The organism is Saccharothrix longispora (assembly GCF_030852425.1).
In the GTDB taxonomy this organism is placed as follows: Bacteria; Actinomycetota; Actinomycetes; order Mycobacteriales; family Pseudonocardiaceae; genus Actinosynnema; species Actinosynnema longispora.
The window spans coordinates 29,755-53,075 of sequence record NZ_NSDM01000028.1; the positions used below are offsets into that span (position 1 = coordinate 29,755).

Genomic DNA, 23,321 nt, shown 5'->3' on the forward strand with positions numbered 1-23,321 from the left:
AGGGGACCGGATGACGACCCCGCTGCACAACGAGATGGCGGCCGCGCTGGCCGAACTGCGGGAGCAGCAGACCCGCATCACCGAGGCGGTCACCAGGCTGAAGGCGGCCGAGGTGACCGCGACCAGCGACGACCGCCTCCTCCAGGCGACCGTCGACAGCCAGGGCAGGTTGACCGAGCTGAAGTTCACCGGCAGGCGGTGGCGGGACCTCGCGCCCAAGGAGTTGGCCGCCCGCCTGGTCGACGTGGTCAACCGCGCCCAGGACAAGGCGGCCGAGCAGTCCGCGGGCATGGTGGCCGGCCTGATGCCCGCCGGCATGGACCTCGACGCGCTGCGCGCCGGCGCGCCGGGCCTCGACGCGCTGTTCGAGGCCGCGATCGGCGACGTGACGACGGGTCGGTGGGCGCGGTGAACGACCGGCTGACCGTCGACACCGACCTGCTCAAGAGCGGCGGCGTCTACATCGACAGGATCGCGCAACTCGCGAGGTCCATCGCCGGCGACCTGGAGCAGGCCACCGAGATGTACCGCAACGCGGGCGGGACGTCCGAGCTGGGTGAGAAGTTCGACCAGAACTACGTGCCCATGGCCCAGCAGGCGGCGGGGTTCCTCGTCCTGCTGGAGGAAACCATCGGCGGTGCCGGCGAGCGGACCGTCGACACCGCGCGCTCGTTCGCCGACGCGGCGGACGAGGCCGACGCGGTCACGAGCAAGAAGTAACGGCGCAGGAGCGGTAGTCATGGCGATGATGGTCTCGGACGAGGTCCGCAAGCTCTTCCAGGTGCTCACCGGTGAGGAGTGGCCGGACGCGAACGAGGACCACCTGCGTGCCCTGGCCGATGCGTGGGAACGCGCTGCGAAGCGGCTCGTCGACGAACTGGCCCCGCAGATCAAGCACGCCGTCGTGACCACCCGGGGCACCTTCGAGGGCCAGGCCGAGCAGGCCTTCGCCGCCAGGATGAGCCCGTTCGTGGAGGGCCGGGAGAACTACCTGGCCGCCGCGGCGGCGCAGTTCGGCGACATGGCGAAGCTCCTGCGCGACCTGGCCCTCGAAGCCGAGTACGTCAAGCTCGTCTCCTCCATCACGCTCGCCACGCTCGTCGCCGAGATGGCGTGGGCCACGTCGATGGCGTTCGTGACCGGCGGCGCGAGCATGGCGTGGCTCGCCGCGCGCGTCGCCGTCGTCCGCTTCCTGCTCCAGCACCTGCTGGGCAGGCTGCTCATCCGCCTCGCGCAGGCCGTCGCGTTCGGCGTCGCCTTCCAGCTCGTCATCGACGTGCTCGCCCAGGGCATCCAGTTCGGCATGGGCAACCGCACCTCGTGGGACGCCGAGATGACCAAGAACTCGGTGGGCGTCGGCGCCCTGGGCGGCGCGCTCGCGCCGTTCCTGGGGAGCGTGGGCAACACCCTCGCGGGCCTCACCACCAAGGGCCTGGACAGCGTCCTGGGCAAGGTCATCGGCGGTCGGAACTGGCACAAGGACCTCCCCCAGGCCATCAACGAGATGGGTACCGAGGCGTTCCAGGAGACCCTGACCGAGGGTCTCTACAAGTACATCACCGAGGGCGAGTTCGAGATGAACCCGTACTCGGCGTCCTCCGGCGCGGTCTCCGGCGCCGCCAACGTGGCGGGCGACGAGCTGGGCATCGCCCTCAAGGGCGCGGGGACCCTCCCCGGCGTCGTCCCGCCGGCGGTGGAGACGACCCCCGACTCCGCCGGCCTCGACAGGGCCGGGGACACCTCGTCCGACGGTTCCCGGGGTGTGGACGCACCGTCCGCCGTCGTGGGCGGTTCGCCGTACGCGGAGGCGGGCACGCCGCTCGTCCCGGGTTCCTCCCACCACGGCGGGGGCAGCGGCTCCGCACCCGGCTTCCGGGGGGACGACGTCCGGCGCTCCGACGACCCCGCGGTCGGTGAGCGCGGCGGAGCCCTCGGCGGCCCCGTCCGGCACGTTCCCGACCAGGCCCCGCAGGGCGACCGGGTGGTCGTCGGCGACGACACCCCGACGACGGGCGCCGGCCCCGACGCCGCGCCGGTGCCCGTCGCCCCCATCACCCCCACGAGGCCCGTCGCGCCGGTCGTCCCGACCACCCCGCCTGCCCCGACCACCCCGGTCGTCGGGGAGCAGGCGTCCACCCGGAGCGGTGACAGCCGGCAGCCGGGTGCCCAGCAGCCTCCGGCCGACCGGCCTTCCGGCGACCAGCGCTCCGCCGCCGAACAGGACAACGCGACCGAACCGCGCACCGCGGCGCCCGCGCCGGGCGCCGGCACCGCACGGGAAACCGGGCCGCTCGACCCCCGTGGCATCGAGCGCACGGAGGCCACCACGCCACCGGTGGGTTCCGCCGACGGACCCGCGAACACCACCCGACCGGACGCCGCGCCCGCGGTGGCCACCGCCTCGCCGGAGGGCGTACGGGTGGACACCCCCGCCGGCACCGCGCCGTCGACGGCCCCCACGACCACTCCTCCGCCGGCTGACGCGTCGGGCGGTGTCGAGCAGCCGGGTCGCGTCGAGCAGCCTGGCCGCGACGCGGTGGGAACGGAGCCCGTCGCCGCACCAGGTGCGCCCGCCACCGCGACGCCGGAGTCCTCGGCGGTCGTCGAGAGCTCCTCGACCGCCCCCGCCACCCCGCACACCGCACCCGTCACCACGAACCGGACGGACACCGGGGTGTCGCCGGGCGACGCACCGCAGACCGCCCCCGCCCGTTCCGGCGCGGACCAGGTGACGACGACCGAGTCCGGCCGCGAGGCCGTGGCGGGCGCGTCCCCGGTCGACGTGCGCTCGACGTCCACCCCGGCCGCGGTGGGCACGACCACCTCGCCGGACGACGTCGCATCGCCCGACCAGGTGGCTTCACCGGACCGGACCACGGCACCCGACCGCGCCGCGTCCCCCGACCAGGTCACGTCGCCGGAGCGGACCGCGTCCCCCGAGCAGACCGCGACAGCCGGCCCCGTCACCGTGCCCGTCACCGCCCCTCCCACCACGGCGCCGCGGTCCCCCGCCAAGGGCAAGCGGGCGGCCGCGCGCGAGGACGGGAAGACCGTGCCCCGGCCGGTCGCGGACGACACCGCGGTCGTCGAGGACGAGGCCACCCCGCCGTCGACGGAGGCCGGCACGAAGGCCCCCGTCACCGGTACGCCGGAGACCCCCGCCCGGGAGGGCGCCGCCACGGCGTCGACCGGCCAGGAGGTCGCGGCGCCCGCCGGCACGAAGGCGCCCGAGGCCCCGAGGACGAGGTACCCCGAGGCGCCGAGGCCCTCGGGGGCCACGAACCGGCGGCCGTCCCCCGACGGGGAGACGACCGTCGAGACCGCGTCCGCACCCCGGCCGGCCGGCCCGGTGGCAGGACCGCTGTCGGTCGGGGGACTGGTCGCCGAACTCCGCGGGTCCGTCGTGCCCGACCCCACCGCCCCCGAGGGCGTGCCCCTGGCCGGTCCGGACCTGTTCGGCCTGCTCGCACCGTCGGCGCCACCGGATTTCCTGGCGGATTTCGACTACAGCGGCATCACCGCTGGGCAGTCGGTGTCCTTCTTCGAACTGCTGGACATGGCTACCGACCGGACCCCCACCGCTGCGGACATGGACCCGGCCGCCCTGCCCGAGGCGGCGGAGGACATGGTCTCCGTCCCCGACCGCGAGGACAAGCTGCTGGACGCGTGGGCTCCCGGTGACGTCCCACCGCTGCCGGAATCCACCGAGATGCCGTGGACCGTGCACGCGATCTGGCTCGGCGGACCCCTGCGAGACGAAGGCCGCACGGTCAACTTCCGGCGGAACTACGGCTGGGCGGCGAAGGGGTACAAGGAGGTCGTGCAGGCCGTCCTGTGGACCGACGTGCCGCGCAGCCGGTTCGAGGAGGCCCGCTCCCAGGGGGTCCCGGCGTCCGGTGGTCCGGACCCGCTGGCCGACGTGCGGGACATGCTCGACTGGGCTGCCGAGAACGGGATCGTCCTGGTCAACGTCGACGAGGTGTTCAACGCCAACTCGCCGATGCAGCTGCACGACATGTACCGGGTGGAGACGAACAAGCAGGTCGGGCCGGGTTACGCGGCGGCGAGCGACATCCTCCGCATGGAGATCCTGCGCCGGTTCGGCGGAATCTACAGCGATGGTGACAACGGCATCGAGGACCTGTCCGAGATCGAGGACGTCCTCGACTCGCAGGCGGAGTTCGCCGTCAACGGCAACGACCGGGGAGAGGTCGGCAACTCGGCCTTCGTGATGCCCAGGAACCACCCGTTCGCGCAGCTCTACCTGGACGAGGTGCGGAACCGGTATGGCGAGAACCAGCAGGACCTCCTCCCCCCGTCCGTCGCGACCATGAGCGACGCGTTCTTCGACAGCCCGCTCGGCCGCATCCACAGGCACTCGGTCATGGTGCGCACGGGGCCGACCATCCTGACCGCGCTGACGACGAAGCTGGGGTACCCCAACGGGTTGCCCGACTACCCGATCGTCACCGGCATCAGGATGAACAGCGACGGCAGTTGGGCCGCCCCGTCCGCGCCCGCGGTCCGCGCCGCGGAGCCCGGTCGGTCGGCGACCGTCGACCTCACGAAGAAGGTCGTGCAGACCCTGATCCGGGAACTGCACAACCGGGACGGCGACCTGCACCTGACCCTGGTCGAGGGCGCGGTGAACAAGCACCCGAGACCCGACCTGGTCTGGGAAGCCGCGCTGACCTTCATCGCCTCGCGTCCCGAGTTGGCCTCCCTGGTCCGCACCGTCACCGACAGCAAGCTCTTCATGGGCAAGCACACGACCGTCTCGCTGCCGGAGACCGCCCGTGCCCTGCTGCGGGTCGAGGACGTCGAACCGGTGCATCGGCTGGGCGAGTACCAGAAGCCCGCCACGCTCGTCCCGCCTGCCGGGGAAGGGCTCCTCGGTGACACGGCGCGGGAGCTGCGCGACTTCCTCGCCGCCACCGACCTGCGCGACGAGCGGAACGGCAGGACCTGGCCGGGTGACCCGGGCGAGGCGACCCGGGTGATGGCTGACCACGTCGAGTCGACGCTGCCCGACCGGGACGCGCTCGACAGGTTCGTGTCCACCGCGCGGGAGCAGCTGCGCGACGAAGCCGGTCGCGCGGCGTTCACCGCGCCCCTGGACGCGCGCATCGACGAACTCACCGGGCTCATGGTCGCTCCGGCCGAGCAGGCGGACTACGAGCGGCTGGCCGGCGAGCGCGGCCGGTTGGTCTCCGAGCGGGAGCGGCTGCTCGCGCGCCTGAGGGCCGTGGGTCGCATTCCGCTCGACGGCGATACCACTCGGGACGTGACCGGTACGGAGGGCCCCGTCGACGAGTTGCTGGAGATCCACGCCGACGACGTCGTCGAGCGGGTCCGCGCCAACGTTCCGGGTGCGACCCCGGCCGTCGAGCAGGTCGTGCGCGTGCTGGCGTTCTCCGGTGGGTCGCGGAAGCTGCACGACCCGCGGTCCGAGGAGCAGACGCTGGCCGCGTTCGGCCTGGTGGAGTCCGAGTTCTCCGAGGCGCTCACGACCCTGGGCGGCGGCGAGTTCGTCCGCGCCGACCGGGAAGGTCTGCACCTCACGAGCCGCGGGTGGAAGACCTTGGTCCCGATCAGCGTGCCGCCGGAGGCGCACGCCCCCGGCGAGTTGCCGCCGGTGGACCTGGAGCAGGCCCGGACGACCCTGCTGGACGCGATCCAGCAGGTCGGCGCACCGCCGACGAAGACGCCGGAGCCGGGGACGCCGGAGCCGGCCGGGGCGGAGCAGTCGCCGAGCCGCGTGGCCACGCCCGTCGAGGACCCCGCCGCGATCCTGCACATGCACAGCGGCGCGCGGCAGCGGCTCGACGCCCTGCCCGAGCGGGTGGCGGAGGGCCTGCGGCGGCGCGCGGAGCAGGTGCTCGAAGGCGTGAACTGGGTGTCCCGCTCGCCGTGGCGGAATTACCGGGGCGCGGTCGACGTCGTCGCCCAGTGGATGTACGAGGGCGGCCAGGACACCGCTGCCGAAGTGGCGGCACTGCTGTACGAGTACCGCTCGGTGCGGGCCGACGACACGACGGCCCTCCCCTCCGACACGCCTCCGGCGTCGGCGGCGGACACCGTCGGCGCCGGGGTGCGGCCCCCACGGGCACCGGGGCAGGACGGCACGGAGCGCCCCGGTGCAGGCGGTGCGCGGCACGTGGACGGGACGGGCTCCCGGCCCGCCGACCCCCCGGCGCCGCAGCGGTCGTTCCGGGACGCGCCCAGGCCCGACGAGCCGAGCGGGCTCACCGCGGAGCTGGTGGAGGCGGTCGAGACGCGTGACGCGCCGGGCTACCGGCCGCCCGTGATCGGGGCGTCCGGACCGCACGCGTCGACCGCGACACCGGTCGCCGCCGAGGCGCCGGCGTCGGCGGTGCGCAGCGCGATCCTGGACGACCCCTCGTGGCGGTACAGCACCGCCTCGTCCGCCGACTGGTTCGACGCGAGGAACCCGGTTCCCGGCGCCTCGATCGAGCGGGCGCGCACCGGTGCCGGCGCAGTCACGCGCGTCCGGGGCGAAGACGCGGTCCTGGCGGCGGACGCAGACCCGGTGCGCCGTGCCGGGGACGCGACGTCGTGGCGGGGGCGCATCGCCTACGACCACAGGTCGTTCGACGTCGGCGGCGTGCCGGTCGAGGACCACACGGTGCGGCTGCACCTGGAGGCCGAGGACGGGATCGCGCCGGAACGGCTGGCCGAGCTGGCCGCGAACGCCCGCGCGGGCGTCGACGAGGTGTTCAACCAGGGCTTCCGCCTGCCCAGTGGCGGCCAGTTCCACGTCACGGTCGAGTTCACCGACGACCCGGCCGACGCGCACGGGACGATCACCGTCTTCCCGGAGGGCGGCGGGTCGGGCCGCTACCACGCCACCAACCAGGTCGAGTGGCCCGCCGACGCCGGTCCCAGGGTCCTGGCGCACGAGATCGGGCACTTCCTCGGCCTCCGGGACGAGTACGTCAACAGCAGCCCGTCCGCGCCGGTCTTCCAGGGCGAGCCGCGCGTCGTCCGCACGAGGTTCGGCGGCGACGTGCGCATCAGCGGCCGGGTCGTGGACGACAACGGACTGATGACCGAGCGCTTCGACCAGCCCGATGTGCGGGTCAAGCCCCGCGACCTCTGGGCGATCCGGAGCCGCTTCCACGACCTGCGTGCCGCGCTGCCCGAGGTCGCGGCCGTCGCGGACGCCGGGTCGCCGACGTCGGGGGCCCCGACCGCCGCCGAGGTCCCGAGGATCGTGGTGACGTCGCCGGACGGTGACGCGCAGGTGGTCGGGGTGCCCGACGCCGTGGCGGCGGTCGCGGACACGGGCGTCCTGCTGCCGGGGACCTGGCTGCCGTCCTTCCTGGAACGCGGCCAGGCGCTGGGCACGACCGTGACCGCCGACGTCCGGGGTGTGGAGCGTGTCCTCGCGGCGATCACCGACGCGCTGCCGAAGCGGGACGGCGTGACGCCCGAGGGGGTCGACGGGATCGGCGACGCCCTCGCGCGGGAGTTCGGCACCTTCCTGGGCGCCGGTCGGGTGTTCCAGGTCAGGGTGGGCAAGCAGTGGTTCGACGCGGCGGTCGCGGCGAAGCTCCGGCCGGCGTCGGACGTCACGGCGACGACCGAGCCCCAGCCCGCGTCCACCACCGGGAAGGCCCCGAAGGGCGAGTCGGTGGCCGACCGCTCGGTGGAGTCCGGTGCCACCGCGACGACCAAGACGGCGCTCACCGCGTCCCGCGACGTCTCCCTCGGCGCCACCGCGAGCCAGGGCGTCGGTGCCTACGGCACGGTCTCGGTCGGCGTGCCGCTGGCCCGGCCGGAGTCGAGCGTGACCGTTACCACCGCCACGAAAAACGAGCGGGGCGTCGGCAACGTCGAGAGCTCCAAGCTGGTCACGTTCCCGGTGGAGTACGCGATCGCCGTGACCGCCGACCGGGGCGCCGTCACGGAGGTGGAGGTCGCGCCGCGCGGTGCCACCGCGGTCGACCCGGAGGTGGTGCTGCGACTCCCGGACTTCCTGGTGGACCTGGAGAACCGGGACAACGGCCTCGGGGTGGTCACCCCCGACTCTCCCGACTGGGGCGCCGACCTGGAGCACCCCGTCGCGGAGGCCGTGGTCGTCGCCGACCCGGGTGCCGCCTTCGCCGCCGTCGCCGGGAAGCTCCACCCGTCGATCACCAAGCCCGGGGCGGACGGGCGTACGGCGCTGCGCGACTTCCTGAGCGCGAAGGGCATCACGGAGAACCTCGGCGAGATGCTCGGCACCTGGGTGTCCTCGCCCGACCTGCTCAGCCCGCACGGCGGCCACGCGACCGCGGTCCGGATGAGGGCCCGGCTGCTCGACGCCGAACTGGTCGGCACCCACGCGTCCCCGAAGCTGAAGGTGCAGGACGGCATCACCTCCACCGCCTCGGTCGGTGCGACGGTCGGCAGTGGAGTGGACCTGACCGTCGGCGGCGGGGGCGGGGTCATGGCCCCGACCGCATCACTGGGCGTGGCCGGGCTGTCGGTCTCCGCCTCGGCGCGCAAGACCGAGTCGTCGGCGGCGGGCAACGCCCTGCAACGCGCCACCGCCATCGCCCTCAGCAGCGAGGCCGGCCTGTACCGGATGACGGCGGAGGTCGAGGTGCGCACCCCGCAGGGGGACAGCGCGACCTTTCCGGTGACCACCTACCAGTGGGTCGGTCTGCCGGAAGCCGCCGCGCAGGGCCTGCCGGTGCCGGAGGGCACCCGGAAGACCGTCGCGGTCCCGACGGACGAGCCGCGCCACCAACCCCCGTACCTCGCGGCGGGGTTCGTCGGCGGCAACACCAAGGTCGGGAAGTTCACCGACCTGCACCGGGTGCGGGAGGAGGTCGAGTCCGCGCTGCTGCGGCTGGAGGGGTTCGACGACTTCCTGCCGCGGTGGGACCGGGGCGGGGACGGGGCCCCGCGGACCGACCGGAACGCCGGCGACTTCGCCGAGCGGATGGCCAACCAGCGGCTGCTCGACGCCGCGCTGTCGCCGTTGGCGCTGCGGGCGCAGAAGGGCAGCCTGTTCGGCCGCGGTGTCGTCGTCCGGCTCAAGCGCCGCGGGGTGTTCTCCAGCCAGTACCTCGAGGTGGTCGTCAAGGCGGGGCTGTCCTCGTCGACCCACCTCGGCCAGGCGGACAAGCGCGTCGTGCGCGGTACGGCCTCGGCCTCACCCACCCTCGACAGCTCGACGAGCACGACCAAGGGACTGACCGTCACCGTCGAGGGCCGGGGCGGCGAGGTGTCCACCCCCGGCACGACGCGGCTCGTGACGACCGCCGGCGGCGGTGTCTCCGTCAGCGCCGGCCGGACCGTGACCACCGCTTCCGGCCACACCGTGAGCAGTTCCTGGGGCGACGCCGACTCGTCGACGGCCCAGGTCTTCGCGCACGACGTCGAGTTCGACGTGGAGATCACCTCCTTCAGCCGCGACCGCTCCTGGCTGCGCAGGGTCACACCGGGCACGTGGGGCCGCGAACTGCCGGAGCCCAGGACGGTCGCCCGCACGGCGGGCCCGGCGGAGGGCCCGGATTCCGCCGACCCCGGCACGGCCTGGCGGCAGGACCAGCCCGTCCGCATCCCCCCGATCACGGGTGAGGTCCACCTGTGGGTGCCGGACGGCTCCACGCCCAAGTCGGGACCCTGGGCGCTCGAACCGGGCAGGCCCGAGGTCACCTCCCTGGGCGGCGGCGTGCGGATCGCGGACCTGCTCGACCCCGCGACCCCCCGGACCGGGCAGCCGGCGTGGTCGTCCGTCGAGGCCGTGGTGAACACGGCGGAGCTGGTCGACCAGGCGGTCGCCGCGCTCGACCGGGCGGCGGGGGGCGACACGTCGTTGACCACGCCGGGTTCACCCTCGCGCCACCGCCTGGAGAAGCTGTTCCAGCAGGAGAACGTCGAGGCGGACCTGCGCCACCTGGCCGGGGCCGGAGTGCTGGTCACCGGACTCGTGCACAAGCGCCGCGTCAAGGACCGCACGGGGGCGATCGGCGTCGTCGTCGCGTTGGACAACCCCGTCCCGGTGCGCGTCTCCGACACCACCAGGACCGAGAGGAAGCTGGCGGGAGGCGCCAAGGCGAGCACCTCGACGACCCGGACCAAGGGCGTCTCCCTGATCGGCACCGGGTCGACCACCGCCCGTCCCGACGTGGTGTCCCCCAGGAACGCCGCCGCGCTGCTGGGCAACGTCCGCTGGAACCTGTGGCAGAAGTCCCGGTCGGACTCGCGAGAGGTATCCGGCAGCGTCGACCGCAAGGCCAGGAAGGAGACCGGGGAGCGCACGGTCCTGGTGCAGATGGACGCGACGTTCACCATCGTCGCCGAGAGCCGCGAGGGCAACCTCGTGCACCGGTCGGAACCGTCCTCGGAGGCGGTGCGGGTCACGCTCCCCGGCTCGTCGTTCGTGCGGGTCGACGAGCAGGTGGCCAGGGAGATGGGGCTGCTGCCCGAGGTGCGGGAGCCCGCACCGCGCGAGTTCGGCGTCATGGGGGCCCCGAAGGGCCTCGCGCGCCCCGGCATGGCCGGTGGCCTCGGCCTCGGCTTCGTGGACGACGCGCCCGACGTGTCGGGCATCCTGCGGGACCTGGTGGCCGAACTCCGGGAGACGGCCGGCGGGTCCTCGCAGCGGCTCGTCCCGCGGTCGGTCCTCGACGACGTCATGAACGGCGTCCAGCGCCTGGGCGACTTCACCTCGCCGACCTCAGTGGCGGCGCTGATCGACAGCGCGCTCGACGGCGGCGGGCGGCTCCTGCTGTCCGTGCCCGGCAAGACCTTGGGCAAGGAGAACTACCAGGTGACGCTGCGGGCCTACGCCGGCGCGCCCGAGTTCACGGGGGTCGTCAACGACGGCACGGAGATCTCGCGCACCGTCAAGGGCACCCGCAGCGCGAACAGGAGCAGCTCCTCCACGACCGGCTGGAGCCTCGGGCTCAAGGGCGTCTTCTCCGGCATCCTCAGGTCTTCGGACGGGACGATGGGCGGCCTGGGCGGTGCACTGGGGGGCTCGTCCGGCACGTCCAGGCACCGCGCGGTGACCGAGACCGAGGCCACGCACGTGATCCAGGCGATGATGGCGAGCGGCCCGCTGGCGGGCTACCGGGTGCCGGTCCTGCTGGAGCTGGTCGTCGAGGGCGACGACGGGGTGGTCGCGCGGGTCGACAGCGGTGACGGCGTGCTGGGCCTGAAGGTGCACGCGGACAGCGTGAAGATCGACGGCGGCGGGCGGTCGCCGAAGCCCCACGTCACGATCGCGTCCCGGCGGGGGCCCGAGGAGGGCACCCCGGAGGCCGTCGCCCGGTGGCAGCGGTCCGGCAACCCGGTGGTGATCCCCCCGGGCGCGTCCGTCGAGTCGCTGATCGCGGGAGCCGAACTCCAGGAGGTCGCCTCCCGGGCGTTGCGGCGGGCCGGCGCGGGCGAGGGCGTGCTGGGCGTCGGCACCGGGGCGTTCAACGCCCTGCTGGCCACGCTCAGCTCGGCGGTCCTCCAGGCGAGCCTGTCCGGCATGACGACCGCACCGCTGGAGGTGCCCGGTCTGGTCAGGTCCGGCATCCGGCCCTCGCACGCGGCCGGGATCGCGGTCCACGCGAAGCTCTCCCAGCCGGTGCTGGACTCCCTCAGCGACACCGTCGGTTCCCAGACGTCGACGAGCACCACCCGCACCAGGAGCGGAGAGAGCCAGCGGTCGGACCGCGCCGAGGTGGTCGCCGCGGTGGCGCCCGGCAACGTGGTCGAGCGCCGCAGGCACGAGGACGGGACGCCGGATCCGGCCCGGTCGGCCCTCTTCTCGACCAGCGGGGTCGAGGTCAGGCAGGCGCCTGAGGACTCCGACGCGAACTCCGGCAGCGCGACCGCCTCGACCACGCACCAGGCCGACCGGGTGACGGGGCGGACCGGGTTGGTCGAGTTCGACGCCGAGTTCCGGATCGTCGCCCGGGTCGGCGGCGGGGAGACTGTCGTCTTCGACCTGAAGATCCCCGGCGCGAGCGACTTCCGGGTGGCCCTCTCCGACGTCGAGGCGGTGCTCGGCCGGAAGGTCGACGCGGACGTCCTCGCCGCCCAGGACCGCGTGCGCGACACCGCGGACACCTGGCGGGAGGCGGAGGAGAAGGTCGGTGAAGCGCGGCACGACGCGCAGGACCTGGTCGGGCTGCTCGCCCCGGACCTCGCCGCGTCCCAGGTCGAGGTCATGGCACGCGACGTCGAGCTGCGCGGCGCCGAGCAGGCTGTCGCGCGGGCGGCGCGGGCGGCGGAGGAGCGCAGGGCCGATCTCCGCACCGCACGGGCGCGCTACACCGAGGTGAAGGCGCGCCACGCGGACCTCCGGGCCGACGCGGACGCGGACCGGCAGGTCCCGGAGCGCTCGTCGTCGGAGGTCAAGCGCGCCACCGCCGACGTCCTGCGGGGCGTGCACCGCCTGGTCGAGGCGAACGGCGAGCTCGCCCGGGCACAGCGAGCCCTGGTCGAGGCGGGCAGCGCCCAGGAGCAGGCCGTCACGGCGTTGGCGGGGCTGCGGGGGCGGATCACCGCGGCGGAGGACGCGATCGGCAGGGCGAGGGAGCTGGCCGACGACGCGCAGGCCGCCTGGTGGCGGGCCAAGGCGGAGGTGGAAGGGCTGCTCGGCGCCTTCAACGCCCGGGTCGAGCTGCACGAGCGGGCCGAGTCGGCCCGGCGCCGCCTGGGGAAGCTGTCGGAGCAGCGGTACGAGCAGGTGATGCGCGAGGCCGTCGGCATCGCGAGCACCCACCACCTGGCCCCGGTGCGGATCGACGAGCTGTCGCCGCGCGACCGGGCACGGGCCGAGGTGGTGGACGACGTGTACGACGTCGTCGCGCTGGAGCCGCTGGAGCCGCTGGAGCCGCTGGAGCACGGGGAGTCCGCGGAGGCGCACGGCACCGGCGGGGCTCGCGAAGCCGTCGAGGCGCTGTCCCGGCGGTCGGCGCGCGAGCAGGGACTCGACCGCCGTGCGGGGCTGGTCGGTGGTGCTCCCCTCGGCGGCCCGGGGACGCCCGACGGTGATCCCGGCGACGCGATGCCGCTGGACAGCGGTTCGGACGACTCCGGCGATGCCTTCGAGGGGGCCGGCTGGAAGCGGTCGGACGCCTGGAGTTCGGCGCCCGACTTGGTGTTGGAGGTATCACGCGGCAAGTCGCTGACCGCCGACCAGGTGCACACGCTGAACCGGTTCGCGACACTGGTGGACCGGGTGGCACGGGGCCGGCGGCATCACGGGTTCCCGGCGCCGCTGGTGGAGGTGGCGGGCGGCGGTGCCCGGGTCACCGCCGGACGCATCGCCGTCTTCCTCGCCACCAAGGGCGGCACCGTCGACGTGCGGCTGGTGGAGGGTGGTTCGGGGCCGACCGAGGTGCGCGTGGACTGGGTCGTGCCCGCGCCGGGTGTCGCGCGTGAGTCCTACCCGGTGGAGTTGCTGTGGAGGGCGACGCCTCGGACCAGGGGCATCCTGGAGCACCCCGGGCACCCGCTGTCCCTCGACCTCCCGGCCGGGGCGGGGAACCTCACCCCGGAGCAGAGCGGCCTCGTCGCGGACTTCGCGGCGGACTTCGCGGACGCCGTGCTCGATCGTCAGGGGACCGGTTTCCGGCCCCCGGTGGTGGAGGTGTCGGGCCGGTACTCGTCGCTGGTGGAAGAGGGGTTGCGCGCCGCCGGGATCCCGTTCACGGTGGTGGCGGGTGGTCGTGCCGACGGTGTGGACGTGTTCGTCGACTGGCGGACCGGTACCCCGGCGCCAGGGGCGGCGCACCCCGGTTCGGTGCGGGGCGTGGCCCCCGAACTGTCGCTGCGGACGTCGGACGTGCCGGTCGACGCGGGCCCGGCGGCGTTGCCGGACGAGATCGGGGTGGTGGCGGAACAGCTCCTCGCGGAGAGCCGGGCGAGGATCGCGGACTCCTACGCGCCGCCGGTGGTGGAGGTGACCGGTGCGCACGCGTACCGCGTCGTGGAAGCGCTGGTCCAGGCGGGTGTGGTGGGTGCGCAAGCGGTCAGGGGCGGCCGTGCCGGGTACACCGACGTGCACGTGGACCGGGACCTCCAGCACGGCCTGTCGGGCATGCTCGGCATCGAGGGGGCACCGGTCGAGCAGGCCGCGGTCCCCGCGCCCCACCCGGTCCTGGACGACCAGCGTTGGCGGCGCAGCCTCAGCAGGAGCGCCCTGTGGTTCGACCCGCAGCGGCCGTTGGCCTTCCGTTTCCGGTCGCAGGACCCGCGGCTGGATGCGGTCGAGCGGGCCGAGGTGGAGGAGCTGGCGGGTCAGTTGGTCGAGGCGACCGCGGTGCGTGCGCGGTGGGGCCTCCCCGTGCCCGTCGTGTCCGTGAGCGGCGTGACCGCGCAGGACGTCGTCGACCTCCTGCGGGCCAAGGGGGTGCCCGCGCAGCCGGCCCCGTCCTCCGGCGTCACCGACGGGCTCGACGTCCTCGTGGACTGGGGCGACCAGGTGTCGCCCCCCGGCAGGGCGATCGGTGAGCGGGAGGCGCGCTGGCTCCGGCTGGGCAACGCGGTGCCCTCGGACCGCATCGCGCAGGAGTGGGCCGCGGCTCCCGTCACCGGCTACCTCCGGGGGGAGCGCTACCTGCCGCTTGAGGACTCCGACAAGCCCACGAAGGGCGCGATGGTCGTCGCGCCCATCGTCGACCGGGACGGAGAGGTCCTCGACCGAGGGGGCTGGTGGTCCCAGGGGCAGCGCATACCCATCGCGCTCGACGAGCGTGACATGGTGGTCGACGGCGTGCCGGTGAAGGACTTCACGCTCAACCTGCGCCTCATCCCGGCGACCACCATCCCGGACTACCTGGTCCAGGACCTCGAGGTCCGAACTCTGGAGGGCGTCGAGGCGGTGTACAACCGCCGGGGGTACCGCCTGCCCAGCGGTCACCAGTTCCACGTCACGGTGAGGTTCACCGACGTGACGCAGGCCCACCAGTCGGTTTGGCTCTTGGACGACCTGAACACCCGGTCCTCCCAGAGCTTCTGGTCCATCGGCTTGGAAGCGCTGGTCCTCGCCCACGAAATCGGCCACCACCTGGGCCTGCACGACGAGTACGCGGAGACCTCGGGCACCCGGGTGCCCGTGTTCATGCGGACCCCCAGGTGGTACCGGGACCACGGCGCCGGGGACACCGACATGAGAGAACCCGTGCGCAACCACGTGGTGCACGACGACGGCATCATGTCCAACACCCCAAGGGATCGCAAGCCGGAGCTCAAGCCGAGGAACCTGTGGCTGTTCGAGAACCACCTCGCGGCACTGCGCTCCACCGACCCCGTCGCCCGGAACACGACTTTCACCAAGCCGTTGCGGTCACGCCGCACCTTGGCGGCGCCGTTCGGTGGCGGTTCGTCCGGTGCGACGTCGGCGATCGGCGGATCGGGCGCCGTGCCGGAGCTGGAGTGGCGGCGGTCGGGTGCGTGGAGCGGGGCGCCCGACCTGGTGCTGCGCGTGCCGGTCGGCGGACGGCTGTCGGACCTGCAGCGAAACGCGTTGCGCGGGTTGGCGGCGTCGGTGGACGCGCAGGGGCGGGCCCGGAAGGCGCACGGGTTCCCGTCGCCGTCGGTGGAGGTGTCGGGCGGGATGGCCCGGGTGGTCGGGGGGTTCCTGACCATCGCCGGGGTCGACGTGCGGGTGGTGGAGGGTGGTTCGGGGCCGACCGAGGTGCGGGTGGACTGGGTGGTGTCCGCGCCGGGCGTCCCGCGTGAGTCCTACCCGGTGGAGCTGCTGTGGGGGGCGACGCCTCGGACGAGGGGCATCCTGGAGCACCCGGGTCACCCGCTGTCCCTGGACCTCCCGGCCGGGGCGACAGGCCTCACCCCGGAGCAGAGCGGTCTCGTCGCGGACCTCGTGATGGACGTCCGCGACGTCCTGGACCACCGCGCCGCGACCAACGTCGCGCCTCCGGTGGTGGAGGTGTCGGGCCACTACTCGGCGCTGGTGGAAGGGGAGTTGCGCGCCGCCGGGATCGCGTTCACGACGATCAGGGGCGGTCGCGCCGACGGTGTGGACGTGTTCGCCAACTGGCGGACCGGGTCCGCCGATCCGGGCGCGGCGCACCCCGGTTCGGTGCGGGGCGTGTCCCCCGAGCTGTCGCTGCGGACGTTCGTCGACGCGAACGGCAACGAACTGGGCCTGCAGCGGAACCAGCTCGACGCGATCCAGGCGCTGGCAGGGCAACTCCTCCGGGAGGGTGCGGACAGGTTCCTGGGCGGCTACGCGCTGCCCGCGGTCGAGGTAACCGGTGCGCGCGCCCAGCTTGTGGCGGAGGGGTTGCTCCAGGCGGGTGTGCGCGCGCGGGTGGTGCGAGGCGGTCGTGCCGGGTACACCGACGTGCACGTGGACCGGGACCTGCGTGATCCGCTGGCCGCGCCGGCCACCGGACCCGCGGCGGTCGACCAGGGGGCAGGTCCGATCCCGAGCGGCGAGCAGTGGCGGCACGGCAACAGCCGGAGCGCGCTGTGGTTCGCACCGCAGAGGCCGTTCTCGGCCGCCCTCGACGCCCGGGGCTCCTGGCTGAACGTCGACGAACGGGGCGACCTGCTGACGTTGATCGGGCAGCTGGGCGAGGCGGCGGCGGTGCGCACGCGGTACGGCTACGCCCCGCCGGCGGTGCGGGTGACGGGCCCGCGGGCCGACGAGGTCCGCGACCGGCTGGTGGCCGAGGGGGTGCCGGCCGTCGCGGAACCAGGCCGTGCCGACGGTCTCGACGTCTTCGTGGACTGGGGCAGGCGGGTGCCGACCCCGGCGGAGATCGCGTTGCTCGGCGTCGCCGGGAGGCCGGTCGAGGCCCGGGAGCTGCACTGGCTCCGGCTGCGCGACGCGGTGCCCTCCGAGGACATCGCCTCGCGGCGGCTCTTCGTCCCGGTCACCGATTCCGTCCGGGGGCAGCGCGACGTGGTGGTCGCCGCCGGCGCCACCGGACCGAGCGGGGTGACCCCGCCGGTCCTCGACCCGGACGGCAAGGTGCTCGACCGGGGCTCCGTCACGCTCCACCGGGAGACCGTGCCCATCGGGTACGACACCAGGGACCTCGTCGTGGACGGGGTGCCGGTCAGGGACTTCACCGTGAAGGTGCGGCTGGAACGGGCCGACGACACCACCGAGGTCGACCTCGGCGTGGCGGAGCTGCGGGCGCACGCCGCGGTGGCCGAGCGGCTCAACCAGGGCTACCGGCTCCCCGACGGCCACCAGTTCCACGTCACGCTGGAGTTCGGCGACGACGCGCCCCATGTGGTCGTCACGGCGGACCGGTGGAAGGGGCTGCTGGGCTCCGAGCCGCACGAGATCGCGGACTACTTCGCCGGGTTCCTCGGGGCGTACGAGGGGAACACCGTTCGTGGCGTCCTGCGATCCCCCGGCACGTCGGCGGATTCGGGCCTGCGACCGAGGCACCTGCGGCGCGTCGAGGACCTCAGGGAGGCGATGCGGGCTGCCGCCCCGGAGGGACCGGCCCGGCCGTCCCCCGACCGCGGGGCCGTGCGGGCGCGACTGGCCGAGCGGGCGGGCGAAGCCCGGCTGGAACTGGCGAACCTGCAGGACGACCCCGCTGTGTGGCAGGTGGTCACCGACGCCATCACCATGGCCAGCGGCCATCACCAGACGGTGGTGGTGATCGGGACCCCGTCGCCCGCCGAGCAGGAGCGGGTCCAGGTCGTCGACGACGTGTACGCCGTGGTCGCGCTGGAGTCGGTGAGGTCCGGTCGGGAGCGGGCCGAGAAGCTGTCCCGGTGGTTGGCCGGGGAACTGGGGACCAAGCGCTACCAGGGACTGCCCGGTGGCGCACGTCCCGTCGACGTCCCGGGCGGCACGGGCGAGAGCTCGCGCGGCGCGACGTCGGCCGGGGACCCCGGGCCGCTCCCGGCGGCCACCGTCGACCGCGAGGGCGGGGACACCGCCCGGGAGCCCGGACCGGAGGCGGAGCCGATCGTCGTGCCCGCGCCCGCGAGCGACTTCCACGTGTTCGACCCGCGGGGCGGGTCGGGTTCGGGCTGGCTGCCGGCGACGCCGGACTACGACGTCAGCAGCACCGGCGGTGTGCCGCCGTTCACCCGGCGCCTGCGCGACGCCGTCATCCGCCCGACCGGAGACTTCCCGGCCATGCTGGTGGAGCTGCCCGCGGAACCGGTGGCGAAGCCGCCGCTGATCTTCTCCGCGGACGGGTCGATCGCCGTGCCGCAGGCCGACGCGGACGGCTACTACCAGGAGTTCTACGCGACGCCGGGAGCCGTGCAGAAGGCGAACGAGCGGCTGAGTTCGGTCGGCAGCAAGCTGGAGCTGCGCACCGTGCCGGGGAACGTGGTGACGCGCGGCTCGACCGAGCTGGTGATGGTCCGGCCGCACCTGGCGAAGCCGTCCGGCGCGCTGAGCGAGTTCTCCAAGGACCTCCTCGGCGACACGCCGCAGCAGGCGGTGCTCCGCCCGCGGCACGACCGCTCGATCCCGCCGACCTCGGTCGACGTCAAGGTCGACGCGGGGACCAAGTCCGAGTTCTTCGGCATCCGGGAGCTGGCCTTCATCCTGGGCAAGGTGGGGCGGGATCGGAGCTACGGCCTGGTCCCGCGCGCGGTGGTGGTCGACACCATGGCCAACCGGGCGGTCGGCGACCTCCACCCGGGCGCGGAGTACGGCACGGCCCTGCGGCCGGACAACCAGGAGGCGCGCCGCCGGGTGGACGAGGCCGCCGAGCGGCTGGGCGTCAACCAGTTCGCCTGGGCGAAGCCCGGTGAGGCCTACCTGATCCAGTCGGTGGCCACCCAGGAGGTCGGTGCCGACGGCAAACCGGTGCCGGGGTACGTGAAGGACTACTCCCGCTCCGCCGCGCCGGAGCCGCGGTCCCAGGCGGCGCCCGGTTACTACCTGGGCGCTCCCGTGCTCAACAGCGACGACGACAGCGCTCAGGTCACCGTGGAGTTCACCTGGCAGGAGGGCTACCGGCTGCGCCTGCTCAACGAGGCGGTCGAGGCGAACCTGGCGCGGTACGGCGACGGCGTCGCCGAGGTCCGCGACCGGGTGCTGGCGGACCCGGCCTCATCCCGGACGCAGCAGGAACTGGCGAAGGCGCTGGCCGACATCCACCGGCTGCGGGCGGCGTTGGCCGACCCGGGTCTGGACGGCGACGGGCGGCGGCTGAGGAACAGCGAGCTGCACAAGGCCGAGGGGAATGCCCGGATGGCGTTGAACCTCATCGCGGGTGACGCGCTTCCGACGCCGGGCGCCCTGTGGTTCGTCGGCCAGTACGGCCAGGAGACCGGGCAGACGTTCTTCGACCGGTGGGGTCGGGTCGACGAGCCGGACAAGCCCGGGGTGCTGGTCAACCCGCTTGCCGTGGTCGTGACGTCGCACTTGCTCAAGGCGAGCGAACTGATCCCGGTGGAGGAGCCCGGGAAGTACGACCTGGAGAAGGTCAGGAGAGGCGACCAGAAGATCGAGTTCCCCGGCAGGGTCGCCAACGTGGTGAGGACCGCAGTCGGCCTGGCGCTGTGGCGGAAGTTCAACGGCCTCTCCCGGTCCCTGCCCCGGATCCACGTGCACGGTTACGGCAACTCGCACGTGTTCGCCAAACGCACCGGCCTGCAGCGCGCCGAGGTGGTGGCTGCGAAGGCCGAGGCCGTCTTGGTCGAAGTGCTGGAGAAGATGCAGAAGGGCTTGTCCGACGACCAGCGGTTGACCTCGGCGGACATCAGGATCGTCACGTTCTCCCACGCCCGGGAGGTGCCGCCCGGATCGACCTCACCGGAGGCCGATCGGCGTCAGGTGAGACTGGAGATGGTGGTCCCCGAGGACTCGCACTCCGGGGAGAAGGTGTTGGGGGAGAACGCTCCCCCCACGCCGGCGTCGGAGGCCACCGACCGGCCGGCCGCCGTCCCGGTCGTCGACGCGGTCGAGGTCTCCCGGTGGTCGGACAGCGGTTCGGAGAGCGAGGTCGACGCTTCCGCCGTCCCGGTCGTCGACGCGGTCGAGGTCTCCCGGTGGTCGGACAGCGGTTCGGAGAGCGAGGTCGACGCTTCCGCCGTCCCGGTCGTCGACGCGGTCGAGGTCTCCCGGTGGTCGGACAGCGAGTCGGACAGCGGTTCGGAGAGCGCGTCCCCGGTGTCGGACCTGTTCGTGGACGCGGAGTCCGGTGTCGCGGAGAGCGCGCTGGAGGCGCCCTCCGTGCCCGACCTGATCGAACGGCTCCGCGGCATGGGCACGCGGTCCTACGCGGAATCCGACAGCGGATCGCTCGGTGACGTCGACGTGCGGCCGTCGACGCCGTCCCCCGGCGGGACGGAGCACGAGATCCTGCGCCGGTCCCTGGCCGAGCAGGCGAAGTCGGCCGAGTCCCGGTTGGGCAAGTTGCCGCAAGAGCGCTACGACGACCTGGCGAGGGCCGCCGCCGAGATCACCCGAATCCACCACCGACCTCCGCTGGTGGTCGGAAGGCTGTCGCCGGAGGAGCAGGCGCGGGACGCCCTGGCGAAGGACGTGCGCTCCGTCGTCGCGTTGACCTTGCTGGAGTCGGAGGACGACGGCACCGGGCGGTCGCCGGAGGAGGTCGCCGAGGCGCTGTCGCTGTGGTGGGCGCGCGAGCTGGGCGCGGTGCGTGCCGGTGACGGGGACGTGGCCGACGGCCGCGCCGATCACGGGGAGAGGTCGGGTGCGGTCCGGGGCGACGAGTCGTCGCCGCTGGACGACGTGCTCGACTGGTACTTCGGCTCGGACCCGGACGTCGCCGGTGTGGCGTCGGGTGTCGAGGCACGCCGGGCCGAGGTGCGTGCCGAGGCGGATTCGGCACGTGAACTGCTGGACGGCCTGCCGGCGCGGTCGCGTCGGGAAGCGGTGGACCTCGCGACCTACGTCGCCAGTGGACATCACCGGGTCCCCGTGACCGTCACCGGACGTCTGTCGCCTGAGGAGGAGGTCCTGGCCTCGGTCTTCGACGACGTGCGCGACGTGGTGGCGTGGAAGATGTGGACCGAGGGCCCGCAAGCGGGTGCCGAGCTGGCGCGGGAGTTGGCCCGGGAACTGGGCACCGCCCGTCGTTCGGGTCTGCCCGGTGGCCTCCCTCCCGCCGATCACGACCTGGTCGACCGGGTCGGGGAGAGTTCGCGAAGCGCCGGTGACGCGTTCTTCGGCGACGGCGCGGGGGCCGTGGACGGCGGTATGCCGGGTGTCGACGCGTCGTCGGCGCCGGATCCGGTCCTGGCCGACGAGCGGTGGCGCCACAGCCCGGCCAGGAGCGCGCTGTGGTTCCACCCGGAGACGCCGTTCCTGGCCGTTCTCGAACCGACCGGTTCCGGCCTGGACGGGGAGCGGCTGAGCGAGCTGGGGGAACTGGTGGACCGGCTGGCCGAGGCGTCGGCGGTGCGCACCCGGTACGGCCACACCCCGCCGGAGGTGGGGGTGTTCGGGGCGGATGCCGAGGCCATCGTCGAGTGGATGGTGGCCGCCGGGGTGGCCGCCCGGTTCCTGGAGGGACGCCGGGACGGCGTCGGTGTCTTCGTGGACTGGGGGAACCGGGCGCCGGAGCCCGGGGAGATCGCGCGGCTCGACCGCGAGGTCGCCCCGATCGGCCGGGAGGAGTCGCGGTGGCTCCGGATGCGCAACGCCGTGCCCGGGGACCTGATCCGCGGTAGGGACTCACGCGGCGTGGTCGACCGGAGCGTCCGGACCGCGCGGGAGGTGGCGGTCCCGCTCGATGACGCGGGAACGGTCCGGTGGATCGTCGAGCCGGTCGCGTACGACCTGCGCACCGTGGTCGTGGACGGGGTGGAGGTGGCGGAGTTCACCGTCAAGGTGCACCTCGGCCAGGACCCGACCGTCGCACCGGGCGAGCTCGACGAGGTGATGAGCCGGTTCGCCGAGACCGTCGAGAACAGGTTCAACCGGGGCTTCCGGATGCCCGGCGGGCACCAGTTCCACGTCGCCGTCGAGTTCACCGAGGTCGACCCCCACGTGAGCTTGTCGGTGCCGGACTGGAGGGACCTGGCCGGCACCGGTCCGCACCGCATCGCCGATCGCTTCGGGAAGCTCCTCGGGCTGGGTGATGACGCCGGGGACGGCGCAGGCGTGGGGTCCGAGGACCCGTCGGGTATGGGCCTGGGGCTCATGCCGCGACACCTGTGGTCCCTGGAGAACCAGGTGCTCGCCGCCGACGCCGACGCCTCCGGGGGGCACGTGGGAGGCGCGTCCGCCGACGAGGTGGGCGTGGCCCGGCCCGGTGACGACGGGCTGTTGGACGGGTTCGACTTCGGGGGCGATTTCGACTTCACCGGGATCGACGACGCGTTCCTCGACGGGCTCGACCTCGACGACCCGGATGTGCCCGACGGGCAGGTGCGGTCGGGCGATATCGGAGCCGACGGCGGCGCGCAGCCTGCGGGTCGCGACCTGTTCGACGTGAATCGGCCGGACGTGAACCGGCCCGATGTCGACACCCGGGTGGGCATTGGTGCGCAGGGGGTCGACGAGCGCCGGTCGCCGGAGGTGGTGGGTCCGCGTGCGCAGGAGGTCGTCGATGCCCTGGGGGTGGAGGGTGTCGAGGCCGTGGTGGTGCGTGGTGGGCGGGCTGGTCACACCGACGTGCACACCGCCGTCGAGGCTTCCGAGGGCCCTGTCGACGTGGTGCTGGTGACCGACGGTTCGGTGAGCACCGATCAGTACCGGTCGAGCGCGTGGGACAGGAGTCCTGAGCTGGTGCTGCACACACCTCTCCGAGTCAGGTACGTGTCGCGGGAACGCAAATCCGAGTTGCTGCTGCTCGTCAACGTGGTGGCCGAGCAGGGTCGGGTGCGTGCCGAGCACGGTCTCCCGGCTCCTGTGGTGGAGGTGTCGGGCTATCTCGCCGGGACGATCGAGAAGCTGTTCGATCGTCGTGGCGTCAACGTCCGGATCGGACAGTGGACCGGGATCACGGTGGTTCGGGTTGATTGGTTGGTGCCGTCGTCGGTGGTGGTGCCGGGGGCGTTCCCGGTGGAGTTGTTCTGGCGGGCGACGCCGCGGTCGAAGGGGTTGCTGGAGCATCCGGGTCATCCGGTGTCGTTGGATTTCGCGCCGGGTGCGGTGGGGTTGACGCCTGAGCAGCGCGCCGAGGTGGAGGCGCTGGTCGGGGACCTGCGGGATTCGCTGGGTCTGCGGAGTGGTGCCGGTCGGCCGCTTCCGGTGGTGGTGGTGTCGGGTGCCCATGCGGGTGTTGTCGAGCAGGTGTTGCGGGGTGCCGGTGTTCCGCTCTCGGTGGTCGGTGGTGGTCGTGTCGACGGTGTGGATGTGTTCGTGGACTGGCACGCCGGTGTCGGGGGTGTCGACGTCGAGCGGTTGAGCTCGCGGTGGGGTGCGGATCCGGTGTTGT

3 protein-coding genes are annotated in these 23,321 nt (G+C 73.7%); all 3 read left to right on the forward strand.

Translation table 11 applies throughout. From position 1 onward, the window contains the following. The first annotated feature begins 10 nt into the window (after positions 1-10). Positions 11-412, forward strand: a complete 402-nt coding sequence (locus CKY47_RS35310) for a YbaB/EbfC family nucleoid-associated protein (protein ID WP_306750738.1) — start codon at positions 11-13, stop codon at positions 410-412. Then, positions 400-720 (forward strand): hypothetical protein, encoded by a 321-nt coding sequence (locus tag CKY47_RS35315; RefSeq protein ID WP_306750739.1) that lies wholly within the window; start codon positions 400-402, stop codon positions 718-720. The genes CKY47_RS35310 and CKY47_RS35315 overlap by 13 nt, the downstream gene beginning before the upstream one ends. Positions 721-739: 19 nt before the next feature. Beyond that, the coding region (locus tag CKY47_RS35320) for a WXG100-like domain-containing protein (RefSeq protein ID WP_306750740.1) at positions 740-23,321 on the forward strand (22,582 nt) is incomplete at its 3' end.

Bases quoted from the DNA above. Each gene is read 5' to 3' on its own strand.
- CKY47_RS35310 (WP_306750738.1), top strand. From the start codon at position 11: ATGACGACCCCGCTGCACAACGAGATGGCGGCCGCGCTGGCCGAACTG.